We start from the raw sequence: 13,681 nt of genomic DNA, 5'->3' as shown, positions 1-13,681 counted from the left end.
ATATGAAGTCAGATTTCCAACCGCCCCCCTTAGCCGACCGACTCCTGGAATGGTTCATAGCGCCCCACCTGCTGGAAGAAACCCTGGGCGACCTCCATGAGGAGTTCGACTATCAGGTCGAGCGCATTGGTGAGCAACGGGCCCGCTGGCGCTACTGGCGAGATGTACTAGGATTTATAAAACCATTTGCGACAAAACATAAACACGATTCTTCCACCTTTTCACTTCATCCCGATATGCTGGCCAGTTATTTGAAAATCGCAGTACGGAGCCTTTGGAAAAATAAGGTGTATTCTGGTATCAATGTGGCTGGCCTATCCATTGGCCTTGCCTGTTGCCTGGCTATTGGGATGTATATTCAGGACGAACTTACCTACGACCGATTCCATCACCAGTACGAGACTATTTATCGTGTTGTTGAAAAACAGAAACAGGCAGAAGGACTTTTCAATGTAGCCGTCACGCCGGGCCCACTGGCGGCTACATTGACAAAAGACTTCCCGGAGGTTCTGGCAACGACCCGTGTTGGGCGCTGGAGTGGCATATTGGCGCAGGGTAATCAGATTGCCGAAGCTGCCAATATGATGATTGTGGACCCGTCATTTTTCAGCCTGTTTACGTTTCCGCTGGTGCGGGGTAATGTCAATAAAGTCTTTCAAAGTCCGAATGAAGTAATCATCAGTGAGTCGATGGCTGAGCGTTTCTTCGGCAAAAACTGGTCGAAGGCACCTATAGTGGGCAAACCGTTTTCACTCAATAAAGACCAGATACTGACCCTGGTTGGCGTAGTTAAAAACCCGCCCGCCTACTCCCAACTTCAGTTCGATGTATTGCTACCCTTCAACTACCTGATCCGCAACGACGAGTGGAGCATGAAGTGGAATAGCAACAGCTACCATACGTATATCCGTTTACGTCCAGAAACGAATCCGGTTGCTTTTGACGAGAAAATCCGACTCCAGCTAAAACGATATGCCGATAAAAACGATGCAGTTCTGAGTCTGCAACCGCTCCGGGACGTCTATTTAAACTCCAAATTTGACTTTCAATCCGACTGGGGGAAACGCAGTGATATCCTGTATGTTCGGATTTTTCTGACGGTTGGTCTTATTGTGCTGCTAATTGCGGTTGTCAACTTCATCAACCTGGCTACAGCGCGGGCCTCGCAACGGGCGCGTGAGGTAGGCGTTCGCAAAACAGTTGGCGCACAACGATCAAGCCTGATCGTTCAGTTTCTGGGCGAATCGTTACTCATGACGAGTATTGCCATTGCCGGATCACTCCTGTTGATGCAGGCTTTTCTTCCCGTATTCAATACCTTAACAGATAAAAATCTCCAGTTACCCTATCAGGAACCCTACTTCTGGGCAGTCTTGACGGCCATAACCTTGATCGTGAGTCTGCTTACGGGTTTGTATCCGGCTTTTTTTCTATCATCCTTTCGGCCTGCGCGCGTACTAAAAGGTGTTTTTACGATAAAGTCGGGGCAAACATTTCGGAAGTCATTAGTGGTTGGGCAGTTTGTACTGTCTGTTGTTCTGGCAATTACAATGCTGGTCATTTATCGGCAACTGAGCTTTATTCAAAATAAGAACCTGGGATTCGATAAGTCGCAGTTGGTCTATGTCCGACTAAAAGGCGATTTGAGGGGCAAAGCGTTACAGTTCAAGCAGGAGCTCCAGCAGCTGCCGGGTGTTGCGCAGGTTTCGGCAACCACCAGTAATCTGATCGACGTTGTCAATTCAACCACCATTGAGTGGCAAGGACAAAAAGCGAAGGATGAATTCCTGATCACGCAGATGAACGTTGATGCCGATTTTATGAAAACCACTGGCATGTCGCTGGCCTCTGGCCGTAATTTCTCGGCACAGATCCGATCGGATACATCGTCGAGCCAGGGGCGGTACCTGATCAATGAAACAGCGGCCAAACGAATGGGCTGGACATCTACAACGGCGCTGGGGAAGACGGTTAAATTCTGGGGCCTTTCCGGCACCGTAATTGGGGTACTCAAGGATTTTCATTTTCGCCCCTTACGAGTAGCTATTGAACCGTTCATTTTCCGGTTCCGTCCGAAAGACTTCTACTTCGATCTGCTTATAAAAACCAAACCGAACGCCGTACAACGCACCCTTGCTGATATAGCCGACGTGTACAAAACCTACGAGCCCAATTATCCCATTAGTTATGGGTTCATTGACCAGGACCTGGATACGCAATACCGGACCGAACAGCGAACCGGTCAAATCATCCTGTATTTCTCCGTATTGGCTATGCTGGTTTCCTGCCTGGGCCTGTTTGGGCTCACGACGTTCACGACCGAACAACGGGTTAAAGAAATTGGGGTGCGGAAGGTATTGGGCGCTTCAGTCAGTAGTATCGTTACACTGCTTTCCAAAGACTTCGTGAAACTGGTGCTGATTGCCATTCTGATTGCGTCGCCCCTGGCGTGGTGGGCTGCCAATATCTGGTTGCGCGATTTCGCTTATAAAGTAGCTGTTGAATGGTGGTTGTTCGCCCTGGCTGGCATACTGGCTATAGGCCTGGCTTTGCTAACGGTCGGCTTTCAGAGTATGAAGGCCGCCTTGATGAATCCGGTTACCTCCCTTCGGTCGGAATGAGTAAAGTTCAATGGATAACGTAGAATGAATAATGTAGAATGTTACCTGTACCCATACGACCGACAAATACCCCCTGAACTTCATTATCCATTATCCATTTTACATTATCCATTTTACATTATCCATTATGACCCCACCCCGCTTAGCTGACCAACTTCTCCGCTTCTTTTGCGCTCCTCATCGGCTGGAGGAGGTGCAGGGGGATTTGCATGAGGAATTTGCCTGGCAGGTCGAACGCATTGGGGAACAGCGGGCCCGCTGGCGTTACTGGTGGGATGTGATCGGCTTTATCAGACCATTTGCGATGAAACGAAAGTCAACAGAGTATCCGACAACATATCTAATGAACCCAACCATGCTACAGAATTATGTCAAAATCGCTTTTAGAAATTTAGCCAAGAACAAGACGTTCTCGGCCATTAACATGCTCGGCCTCGCACTGGGTATGGCCTGTAGCTTATTGATTATGCTGTGGGTGCAGGATGAACTGAACGTCGATGCATTTCATGCTAATAAGAATCAGTTATATCGCATTTATATGCGGGAGTTTTTTAGCGGAAAAGTACAGGGTGTCATTTGGACGCCCGGTCCGCTGGCCGATGAATTGAAAAAATCGGTTCCCGAAATCCAGATGGCAACGCCTTATGAATGGGTGAGTAATCAAACGTTTTCGGTTGGTACGAAAGTGAATAAACAGGCGACTAACGCGGCTAGTGCTGATTTCTTCAAGATGTTCAGCTACAAACTCCTGCAAGGTACGCCCGAAGCGGCCTTGAAAGACCGCAATAGTCTGGCGATTTCCCGAACGATGGCCGAAACGTTTTTTGGTAGTCCCGAAAAAGCGATCGGCAAATCGATCCGGTTTGATAACCGCAAAGATTTACTGGTGACAGCTGTCTTTGAAAACCTTGGGCAGAACAGCACCTTACAATTCGATTGCCTGCGCAACTGGGATGAGTATCTGGAGGATAATCAATGGGCTAAAGGCTGGGACAGCACCGATCCACTCACCTTTTTCATGCTTCGCCCCGACCGCAACGGCATACCGGCTAATCCCGCAAAAGTAGAAGCCAAAATGAAGCATCTGCTCGACAAGTTTAATCGGGACGAAGGCAAGCCGTTTCACACGGAACTGGCCATGCAGCCTTTCCACGAATACTACCTGAATAGCAATTTCAAAAATGACAAAATTGATGGTGGACGTATCGAATATGTGCGGCTGTTCACCATCGTGGCCGTGTTTATTCTCCTCATCGCCTGTGTCAATTTCATGAATCTGGCCACCGCCCGATCGGCCAAACGGGCCAAAGAAGTAGGTGTTCGGAAGGTGATTGGAGCCGCTCGTTTTTTGCTGATTGGGCAGTTTATCGGCGAAGCATTTCTACTGACGATCTTCTCTGTTGTACTGGCAATCTTATTCGTGGCCTTACTCCTGCCAGCGTTCAATAGTTTGACGGGCAAACAGATTATTTTACCCATAGCCGCACTTTCTTCCTGGGAGATACTGTTCGGCCTGACGCTGATAACGGGCTTACTAGCTGGAAGTTATCCTGCCTTTTTCCTGTCATCGCTCAGCCCGGTTCGAGTACTAAAAGGTGCGTTGAAGTTTGACACAAAGTCTACCTGGCTTCGTCAGGGGCTGGTTGTTTTTCAGTTTGCGTTGTCGATCATCCTGATTGTGGGCATGATTATCATCTACAAACAGGTGGAGTATGTACAATCCAAAAATCTAGGCTATGATCGGGAGAACCTGATTTATTTTCCGCTGGAAGGTGATTTGGTAAAGAACTACGACATCCTGAAAGAAGAGCTTTCGCAGGTTCCGACTATAAAGCAGGTATCGCACATGACCGCAGAACCGGCCTCTAATGGTTCTGGAACCGAAGGCATCAGTTGGGCCGGGTCTGATCCAAATGACAAAGTCCGATTTACGCCCGTTGGTGTTGGCTATGATTTTGTCAAAGCAATGAATATCCAGCTAGTAGAAGGGAGGGATTTCTCGAAAGCATTTCCAACAGACTCCGCTGCTTTTCTGATCAATGAAGCGGCTCTAAAAGTTATGGGCTTCAAAAATCCGATCGGCAAAACAGTAACCTGGGGAAATGGAAAGGGAACGATCGTCGGAGTTTTGAAAGATTTTCATTTTCAATCCCTGCATACGGCTATACGACCACTTATTGCCACCTTAAACACTGGTAAAAGACGACAGGGAGGCAATGTAATTATCCGTATTGAAGCCGGTAAAACCAAAGAAACACTGGCCCAATTAGAAGTCGTATGCAAAAAGTTGAACCCCAAATTCCCATTCACCTATTCGTTCACCGACCAGGCCTACGCCAGCCAATACAAGAGCGAACAGATTGTGAGCCAGCTCTCGAATTACTTTGCCTTTCTGGCCATTTTCATTTCGTGCCTGGGCCTGTTCGGATTGGCCACCTTCACTGCCGAGCAGCGCACCAAAGAGATTGGTGTTCGCAAAGTGCTGGGCGCATCGGTTGGTAGTATTGTTGGCCTACTCTCGCAGGACTTTCTAAAACCAGTTGCCATCGCCATTCTAATTGCGTCGCCATTAGCCTGGTGGGCAATGAATCAGTGGTTGCAGGGCTTTGCTTACAAGATCGACATTGAGTGGTGGATGTTCGCGCTGGCCGGTATGCTATCCGTCCTGATTGCGCTGGCAACAGTCGGTTTTCAAAGCATCAAAGCTGCATTAATGAACCCGGTTCGCTCCCTTCGGTCAGAATAAGTGCGTAATGGATAAGGAACAATGGATAACGAATGATGCCCAGAACGATCATGGTCACACCCCTTAATTACTCATTATCCATTATTCATTACCCATTATGACCCCGCCCCGTTTAGCTGACCGCCTGCTCCGCTTCTTCTGCGCCCCCCACCGGCTGGAGGAAGTGCAGGGGGACTTGCATGAGGAGTTCATCTGGCAAGTCGGGCGAATTGGCGAACGCCGGGCACGATGGCGTTACTGGTGGGATGTACTGGGGTTTATCAAGCCATTTGCAATTAATAGAAAGTCAACGATCGGACGCTTCGGAGAGTATCCAAACCCAACAACAACTGCTATGCTGAGCAACTATCTCACTATCGCCTGGCGAAATGTACTTCGCTACAAACTAAACAGTACGCTTACGATAACCGGACTGGCCTTAGGACTGGCTTGTAGCCTGTTGATGATTCTTCATGTACGGGAAGAGCTAAGCTATGATAAAGGGTTTTCAAAAGCAGACCGGATTTTCAGAATCACCTCGGAAAATATTGACAAGAAAAGTCGGCAATGGGCCGCTACATCGCCCATTTTGGGAGTAGAAATGCAAAAGGCAATCCCTGGCATTCAGAGCGTTGCCCGCTTTCATCGACCTTACCCCGATCGGGTGTTCAGCTATGTACCATCAGGCGGAACGCCAAAGCAGTTCGAGGAGAAAAGCGGATATTATGCCGATTCGACCGTGGTGGATGTATTCGACCTTTCGTTTGTGACAGGTGACCCACGAACAGCCCTCAAACAGATCGACGCCATTGTACTCAGTGAAGCGATGGCAACCAAATACTTCGGCAATGAAAATCCCTTGGGCAAACAAATTCAGGATGATCTTGACAAACGCCTACTAACCGTTACGGGCGTCATAAAACCCTATTCGTTCCCAACGCATTTGCAGTTCGATTACCTGATTTCTATGTCCACCTATTATAACTCTACCGACAAAAGTGGTCTGGTACGAAGAGATTGGGCGGGCTTTTATAATTACGTCGTACTGAATAACAGTGCCTCACGTGCGGATGTAGAAGCACGAATGCCAGACTTCATGGTAAAATTCTATGAGGTTACAGGCGAAACCAGGAAAGAAATTCTGACAACCCGAAGAACGCCTATCCAACCCATTACAGACATTCACCTGCACTCGAAGTTGGAAAAAGAAATGGGGCCGAACAGTGACATTACGTACGTCTACGTTTTTTCCATAGCGGCCCTGTTTATCCTACTATTGGCATCGGTGAATTTCATCAATATGGCCACGGCTCAGGCATTTAACCGAATGAAAGAAGTGGGTGTTCGAAAGGCATTAGGCGCCCGCAAAGATCAGCTAATCAAGCAGTTCCTGGGCGAATCATTCATTCTGACGCTGGTAGCCGCTTTAGTCGCCTTTCTTTTATTCCGGCTGGCCATTCCTTTTTATAATGAACTGGCCGCGAAATCGCTTCGCTTTGGTCAATTGTTCACGGCATCGAACGCGCTGCTACTGGTACTACTGATTGGCCTAATCAGCCTGATTGCCGGTTTTTACCCAGCCTTATTCATTTCTAATTTCGATCCCGTTAACGCCCTGAAAGGAAAGAAAAGCCAGTTTTCCTCCGTCACACTGGTTCGAAAAGGCCTGATTGTGTTCCAGTTCAGTGTTTCGGTATTCATGATCTTCAGCACGATTGTCGTGTACCGGCAAATGAAGTTTTTCCAGACGAAAGATCTGGGCTTCGATCAGGATCAGGTAGTGGCCGTGAAATTGTACGGGCGTGACATGTGGGACAAAGCCAACACGATCCAGCAAGAGTTTCAGAAAAATTCAGCCATCACAAACGTAGCGCGAATCTCAACCCTACCGGGTGATCGATTCGGCACAGATATGCTTACTCCACTAGGAAAATCCGAAGATGCGAGTCAACTGCGCTTCATGTGGGCTGATGAAAACACACTCTCCGTGTTACAGATCGGGCTGAAAGCGGGTCGAAATTTCGTCAGGAATGCAAATACCGCTCACTTTCCTATTATTCTGAACGAAGCGGCCGCCAAAGCGCTCAAACTGGATTCGCCCATCGGTAAAAAAGCTGTATCCTTAGGAGATACAGGAGAGATTGTAGGCATTGTCAACGATTTCCATTTTGCCTCCCTACACACCACAGTAGATCCGCTGGTTATTGTTCAGCATCCTGGGCAAGCCAATTACTTTTTACTAAAAATCAAGGGACACAAACTGGACGAAACCTTACAGTTCGCTCAAGCTACCCTAGCTCGTTTGTCGCCCGGCAGCCTGTTCATCTACACATTCCTGGATGAAAAAATGGCTCGTCTCTATGATTCAGAAAAACGGGTAGGCAATGTGCTGAACGTGTTTGCCATCTTCGCAATGTTCATTTCCTGCCTGGGTTTATTTGGTTTATCAGCCTATGCTGCCCAGGTACGCACGAAAGAAGTCGGCATTCGAAAAGTGCTGGGGGCAACGGTGGCCGGAATCATCGTCTTACTGTCCAGCGATTTCCTTCGTTTGGTACTCATTGCCACTATTCTTGCCTTTCCACTGGCCTGGTGGGCTACGAGTCGATGGTTGCAGGACTTTGCGTATTCGATTCCCATTGAGTGGTGGATGTTCGCGCTAACCGGCCTATTGACGATCGCTGTTGCAGTTCTAACCATCAGTTTCCAAAGCATCAGAGCCGCGTTAATGAATCCAGTACGTTCCCTTCGGTCGGAATAAGTGCGTAATGAATAATGAACAATGTATAACGAATAATGCCCAGAACGATCATGATTACCCCCCTTAATTATCCATTATTCATTACCCATTATGACCCCACCCCGCTTAGCTGACCAACTTCTCCGCTTCTTCTGCGCTCCTCATCGGCTGGAAGAAGTGCAGGGGGATTTACACGAAGAGTTTGCCTGGCAGGTCGAGCGCGTTGGCGAACGACGGGCCCGCTGGCGCTATTGGCGGGACGTATTGGGGTTTATAAAGCCCCGGCCGGGCCGACGTTCGGCTGGAGGGTCATTTGAAGTAAAGCGGGAGCTGAATCAATATCCAAAACCAACCAACACAGACATGTTACGTAATTATTTAAAAGTTGCTTTTCGAAACCTGGTCAAGAACAAAGGCTACTCGGCCATCAATATTGGTGGGCTGTCGGCTGGCATGGCCGTAGCGATGCTGATTGGCCTCTGGATCTACGACGAACTCTCCTATAACACGTACCACTCGCATTACGATCGTATTGCCCAGGTTATGCAGCACCAAACGGTCAATGGACACATTAGTTCACAGGAATCCATTCCTGCTCTGCTGGATGCCGAGTTGCGAACCAAGTACGGTACCAATTTTAAACACCTGGCAATGGCGGCCTATAAAGGCGACCGGATACTGTCGTATGGTGAAAAAAAGATGGCTCGCCCAGGGAACTACATGGATGTTGAAATGCCCGAGATTCTGTCGTTGCATATGCTGAAAGGCAGTCGTAATGGGTTAAAAGAACTCAATTCTATTTTGCTATCGGCCTCAACGGCACAGGCGCTTTTTGGCAATGTTGACCCGATTGGTAAACTCATCAATATCGAGGGGAAGGCCGATGTGAAGGTAACGGGCGTTTATGAAGACTTACCCTTCAACACGGAATTTCACGATCTCACCTTCATTGCTCCCTGGGAGTTATACGTAGCAACGCAGCCCTGGGTAAAGCAGGCACTTGACAAGCGGATTTGGGGCGAAAACTCGTTTCAACTGTTTGTCCAGCTTGCCGATAACGCGGATATAAAAACGGTGAGTGATCGGATCATAAACGCTAAGCTGGACAACGTACCCGCCGACGAGAAGAAATACAAATCGGAGATTTTTTTGCACCCGATGAGCGACTGGCGGTTGTACTCGGGTTGGGAAGAGGGCGTTCAGACAGGTGGCTACATCCAGTATGTCCGGCTGTTTGCGATCGTTGGTCTTTTTGTCTTGTTACTGGCCTGCATCAACTTTATGAATCTAAGCACGGCCCGGTCCGAAAAGCGAGCTAAAGAAGTGGGTATTCGAAAGTCCATGGGATCAGTACGCAGCCAGCTTGTGAAGCAGTTTTTTAGCGAGTCGTTTCTGGTGGTTTTCTTTGCATTTGCTGGAGCCATACTGATTATTCTGGCTTTACTACCCTGGTTTAACGAGGTGTCCGCCAAGCAACTCGTTTTCCCCTGGACGAAGGTTTCATTCTGGGTAGTGAGCCTGGGATTCATCCTAATTACTGGACTATTGGCAGGTAGTTATCCTGCGTTCTATCTATCATCCTTCCAGCCGATTAAAGTCTTAAAGGGACACGGTCCGTCGCTACGGTTCAAAATGGGCAGTTTGGCGGCTGTTCCACGCAAAGTGCTGGTTGTGGTTCAGTTCACGGTTTCCATTACGCTGATCATTGGTACGATTATCGTTTATCGACAGATCCAGCACACCAAAAATCGACCGCTCGGCTACAATAGCAACGGCGTAGTGATGATTCCAATGCTATCGCCAGCGTTTTACGGCAAATACGACGTCCTGAAAACCGACCTACAAAATGCGGGTGTTATTCAGGAAATAGCCGAATCATCCAGCCCAATGACGAGCGTTTGGTCAAACACGAGTGGCTTTAGCTGGGAAGGCAAGGACCCGTCGCTCGACACCGATTTTTCATCCATTTGGGTAACGCACGACTTCGGCAAAACAGTGGGTTGGCAATTTAACGAGGGCCGCGATTTTTCGAGAACGTTCACAACCGACTCGTCGGCCATAATCATCAACGAAACGGCTGTCAAGTTTATGGGGCTCAAGCATCCCATTGGCACGGTTGTCAGATGGGGAGATGAAAAAGATCCCAGAACAAAATATTTTACCATCATCGGAGTGGTCAAAGACGTATTGGCCGAATCGCCCTACGAGCCGGTGAAACAGGCGATTTACTTCCTGGATTACAATAACGTCAACTGGATCATGCTCAAGCTGAATCCAGGTCGAAGCGTTAGCCAATCCATAGCCACTATCGAATCTGTTTTCAAAAAACACATTCCCTCGGCTCCGTTCGATTACAAATTTGCCGACCAGGAGTTCGGTAAAAAGTTTGCATCGGAAGAGCGGATCGGCAAGCTGGCAGGTGGCTTTGCGATACTGGCCATTTTCATTTCCTGCCTGGGGTTGTTTGGCTTAGCTTCGTTCACGGCCGAGCAACGCACCAAAGAGATTGGGGTTCGTAAAGTGCTGGGTGCTTCCGTGTTGAATCTGTGGAGTATGCTCTCCAAAGACTTTCTAGTACTAGTCATCATCTCCTGTCTGATCGCATCGCCAATTGCTTACTATTATCTGGGCGCATGGCTGAAGGATTACGACTACCGAACCGAAATATCGTGGTGGATTTTCGCAGGTTCGGCCGCTGGCGCTTTGCTTATTACGTTACTAACCGTCAGTTACCAAAGTATCAAAGCGGCATTGATGAACCCCGTGAAGAGTTTACGATCTGAATAATTGCGTGGAGCAAGGAGCACGAATTTCCCAAGCACCCTGCTCCGCGCTCCCTGCCCCCTGCTATGAAACAACCACCCCGCTTAGCTGACCAACTTCTCCGCTTCTTCTGCGCTCCCCACCGGCTGGAAGAAGTGCAGGGGGATTTACACGAAGAGTTTGCCTGGCAGGTCGAACGCGTTGGCGAACGGCGGGCCCGCTGGCGCTACTGGCGGGACGTGATTGGTTTTATCAAACTCCTTATTATCAATCGTAAACCAACAGTGGCAACTGGTTTTTCACGCCATTCTGGCCCTTATCAAAACCCATCGATTACGGCTATGCTAAGCAACTATTTTAAAATCGCGTTTCGAAATCTGGCCCAAAGTAAAGGCTACTCAGCCCTGACAATTTTCGGCCTGGCACTTGGTCTGGCGGTGAGCCTGCTGAGTATTCTTTATGTAGCAGACGAATTGAGTTACGACCGCTACAACGAACGGGCCGACCGGATTTACCGGATCAACAGCGACATTAGTTTCTCGCTCCAAGCCATCAAAGCGGCCTCATCGCCTACGCCAATGGGTCAAACCCTGAAAAAGGACTTTCCCGAAGTAGAAGAGGCTACCCGATTAGGCAAATACGGTAGCCATATGATAACAAGCCATGTGGTAAAAAGTAATCACATCATCATCCGGGAGAAAGGTGTGCTGTATGCTGACTCAACTGTTTTCAACGTGTTTACACTGCCCATGCTGGCAGGCAACCCTAAGAAAGCATTAACCGAACCGCAGTCAGTGGTTATTACGGAAAGTACGGCTAAAAAGTACTTCGGCACCACCGATGCCCTGAATCGGGTGCTGGTTTTCGATGACAACGATGTCAGAAAGGTAACGGGGGTCATTGAAGATATTCCAGCACAGTCGCATTTTCAGGCTGATTTTCTCCTGCCCTTGCACGAACTAAACGACGCTAAAGTCAATAAGTGGGGCAACCACATGTTTACGACCTATGTGTTACTCCGGCCCGGCACTGACCCGAAGTCGGTAGAAGCCAAATTTGAGCACATCCTTCAAATCTACGTTGACCCAGCGCTCCGACGTTATTTCAACACCTCGCTGGCTGAGAGCCGAAAAGCAGGGAATGACTTCAAGTACTCGCTATTCCCACTGACCAAAATTCATTTGTATTCTGACCGCGATGGAGAGCTTTCGCCCAATAACAACATCGAGTACATTTATCTTTTCTTAGCGATTGCCCTATTTATCCTACTGATTGCGGTCTTTAATTTCATCAACCTGACAACGGCCCGGTCAGCCAAACGAGCGCGGGAAGTGGGTGTTCGCAAAGTGGCCGGTTCATCCCGAACAGAACTCGTTTTCCAATTTCTGTCGGAGTCCTTATTAACCACTTTTTTTGCCTTACTGGTTGGCATAAGTATGGCCTATTTCCTGTTGCCTATCGTCAATACACTGGCAGCTAAAAGCCTATCTTTCAAGCAAGTGACCAAGGTCTCGTCCATTCTATACCTATTAGCAGGATCGGGAGTTGTCGGAATTCTGGCTGGTCTGTACCCTGCTTTACACCTTTCTTCGTTTAAACCCATTACAGCTTTGAAAGGTAAATTATGGGTAATGCCTGAACGCCTAAACCTACGCAACTACTTAGTGGGTTTCCAATTTTCGCTCTCCGTATTACTCATTATTGGTACGCTACTCATCAATCAGCAAATGCAGTATATCCAGACGAAAAAACTGGGATTCAATAAAGAGCAAGTCGTTGTCGTCAATACCGCTCAATCGACGCAGCAGGAAGTGACCACCTTCAAGCAGGAAGTATTACGAAGCCCTGCGATCAAAACGGGAACCGTGAGTGGTTTTCTGCCCGTCACCTCCAACCGTGGGAACGACATGTGGTATCCGGAAAACGAAACGGACCAAAAGCAGTCGGTAGGCATGCAGGAATGGCAGGTAGATCCAGATTACATCGCTACGCTGGGTATGCAACTCCTTCAGGGACGGAATTTTACCGCCGGGCGAGTTGCCGACAAGCAGGCGGTAATTATCAATGAAAGCGCGGCTAAACGTTTTGGTTATCAGAGCCCAATTGGTAAGATCATTCACAAGACAGGTGGTGAAACACTAACCATTATTGGGGTGGTGAAGGATTTCCATTACGAATCCCTGCGGACCGCCATCGAACCGGTGGGGTTGGTGTTGGATGCAATCCCGTTGGGAGGCCATATCGAACCCTATTTGGCCGACGTTTCCTTCCGGCTCAATACGGCCGATGTCTCGTCGGCGCTCGCTACGATTGAAAAAACCTGGAAGCAGCTTGCGCCGGAACGACCGTTTACCTATTCCTTTTTAAGTGAAGATTTCGACGCGATGTACCGCGCCGAACAACGTACGGAGCAACTATTTATGGCATTTGCCGCCATAGCCATTCTGATTGCGTGCCTGGGTCTTTTCGGTTTAAGTGCATTTGCAGCCGAGCAACGCCAAAAGGAAATTGGCGTCCGCAAAGTGTTGGGCGCGTCTATTCCAGGCATTGTCACGCTGCTCTCGAAAGACTTCCTGAAACCCGTTCTGATTGCCATTGTCATTGCATCGCCCATCGCGTGGTGGGCCATCCATACATGGCTTCAGAATTTCGCCTATAAAGTTGACATCAGTTGGTGGGTTTTTGCTTTGGCCGGTATACTGTCGGTTGGGATTGCCTTACTGACTGTGAGCTTCCAGAGCATCAAAGCGGCATTGATGAACCCAGTGCGCTCCCTGCGGTCGGAATAGTAAATGAATAATGTACAATGTGTAATGGATAACGCCATTTGTA

5 protein-coding genes are annotated in these 13,681 nt (G+C 48.5%); all 5 read left to right on the top strand.

Annotation, left to right across the window (positions count from 1 at the left end):
- Positions 1 to 2 precede the first annotated feature (2 nt).
- The gene (locus EXU85_RS10810) at positions 3 to 2,621 is read left to right on the top strand and encodes an ABC transporter permease (protein ID WP_246859510.1); all 2,619 of its coding nucleotides are present in this window, start codon (positions 3 to 5) and stop codon (positions 2,619 to 2,621) included.
- A gap of 127 nt (positions 2,622 to 2,748) precedes the next feature.
- Entirely contained in the window at positions 2,749 to 5,367 is a 2,619-nt protein-coding gene (locus tag EXU85_RS10805; RefSeq protein WP_246859509.1) for an ABC transporter permease, read from the top strand.
- 97 nt (positions 5,368 to 5,464) lie between these two features.
- A complete protein-coding gene (locus EXU85_RS10800) occupies positions 5,465 to 8,107 on the top strand; it encodes a permease prefix domain 2-containing transporter (RefSeq protein ID WP_246859506.1) in 2,643 nt (880 codons plus the stop codon).
- A gap of 90 nt (positions 8,108 to 8,197) precedes the next feature.
- The gene (locus EXU85_RS10795) at positions 8,198 to 10,873 is read left to right on the top strand and encodes an ABC transporter permease (protein WP_142772094.1); all 2,676 of its coding nucleotides are present in this window, start codon (positions 8,198 to 8,200) and stop codon (positions 10,871 to 10,873) included.
- Between the two features lie 62 nt (positions 10,874 to 10,935).
- Positions 10,936 to 13,638: an ABC transporter permease gene (locus tag EXU85_RS10790; RefSeq protein ID WP_246859505.1), complete on the top strand. Its 2,703-nt coding sequence runs from the start codon at positions 10,936 to 10,938 to the stop codon at positions 13,636 to 13,638.
- Positions 13,639 to 13,681: the final 43 nt, after the last annotated feature.

The organism is Spirosoma sp. KCTC 42546 (assembly GCF_006965485.1).
GTDB lineage: Bacteria > Bacteroidota > Bacteroidia > Cytophagales > Spirosomataceae > Spirosoma.
The sequence above is the reverse complement of the archived record's forward strand: the minus strand, read 5'-3'. Positions and strand labels throughout refer to the sequence as shown.